This window comes from Ideonella sp. P3_A4 (genome assembly GCF_056403075.1).
Genome location: NZ_JBFUGE010001197.1, coordinates 1 through 917 on the forward strand (window position 1 = coordinate 1; position 917 = coordinate 917).

A 917-nucleotide genomic window follows, 5' to 3' on the forward strand; every position below is an offset into this window, starting at 1 on the left:
CTACCAGGTCACGCTCGATTTGTCGCTGTTCCTGCAAAGCTATCTGCTGCGGCAGGTGTCGGTCGGCTTCGCCGCCGTCGTCGGCAGCTTCATCGCCCTCACCTATCGGCGCGCACCGGACGAGGGGCACCCTCGGTCGAAGGCCGAATGGTCGGTGCGGATCGGCCTGGTGCTGGTCACGGCAGCGGCGGCGCTCTCGCTGTTGAAACTGTGGTCACCCGAGTTCAAGGTCAGCCCGATCCGGGTGCGCTTCGCCTCGTTCGACGCTTTCGCCGGCAAAGCCGACGGGGCGACGCCTTCCGCAGCTTCAGAAAAAGCCGTCGCCGACTACCAGCACCTGCGCGCAGTGACGCAGTACCTGCTGTACGAGATCAACCACCGCCAGCGTGCGTGGCAGCTCGAATTCGACACCACGCCATTCCGGACCGACCAGGTCACCCAGGCCGATGAAGACCGTTGCTCGCGYGACGACACACCGCCGCTGTGCATCGCAGAGGCCCTGCAAAAACAGATGGCCACCGAGAACACCAAGCGCCCGCTCGTACTGATCACCGCGCAGCCGCTGGGCGGCGGCGGCACGCGGGCCTGGTTCTGGCTCAATCGCGGTCCGGTCTCGGTCGTCACGCTCAGTGACTGGGGCGGGCCGGCCAGCGCAGGTTCGGTCGAATACCTCGCCTACGCGCTGGTCGTGCAAAGCGTGATGATCCACATGCAAGACCACTGCGGCTTCTTGCAGCCCCCCACCGGCGCTCCCGAGGGCGTGGTGGTCGGCAACGTCTTCGACCTGCAGCCCGGCATCGACGCGATGCGTGCCGCGGTGCTGACCGGCCACTTCTCGCCGGACGATGAGCGCCAACTGCTCAACTGTTTCGGCCCCGAATACATGCGCACCGCCGTCAGCCTGACCAGCTTAGGCT

General features: G+C 66.3%; 1 protein-coding gene. It reads left to right on the plus strand.

The features are described from left to right. Nucleotides 1-917, plus strand: a 917-nt coding sequence (locus AC1DYI_RS36930; protein ID WP_477209039.1) for a hypothetical protein, incomplete at both ends; no start/stop codon positions are given.